Annotated in this window: 1 protein-coding gene; it reads left to right on the forward strand. The window is 63.3% G+C overall.

Features of this window, described 5'->3' with window-relative positions; translation table 11 throughout:
• On the forward strand, nt 1-452 hold a 452-nt coding region (locus ECTPHS_RS13755), incomplete at both ends, for a transposase (RefSeq protein ID WP_008933379.1).

A 452-nucleotide genomic window follows, 5' to 3' on the forward strand; every position in this document is an offset into this window, starting at 1 on the left:
GAGAGGCGGCGACGGTTTATCAGGCCATGGCCCACTGGCTGGTGAGGCAGGAAGAGCGCCCGGTGATTCTGGTGGATTGGTCGCCGGTGGCGGTGAATGAGAGCATTCATGTGCTGCGCGCATCGCTGCCCGTGGGCGGCCAGGGAAGAACCCTGTATCAAGAGTGTCACCCTCAGGCCAAGTACGCTAACCGCGAGATCCAGGAGGCCTTTTTGAAGCGCCTTTCGGAGGTTTTGCCCGCCGGAGTCTGCCCGGTGATCGTCACGGACGCCGGTTTCAAGAAACCCTGGTTCCGCGCCGTGGAAGCCTTGGGCTGGGACTGGGTGGGCCGAGCGCGAGGCCTGGTCCAGATGACGCGGCCAGGTGAAACCACCTGGCTCAACACCCGCGAGTTGGGGTGCTTGCTGGATGAGAATCAGCCGACCTACCTGGGTGTCTTTGCCATGACCCGC

This window comes from Ectothiorhodospira sp. PHS-1, from assembly GCF_000225005.1.
In the GTDB taxonomy this organism is placed as follows: domain Bacteria; phylum Pseudomonadota; class Gammaproteobacteria; order Ectothiorhodospirales; family Ectothiorhodospiraceae; genus Ectothiorhodospira.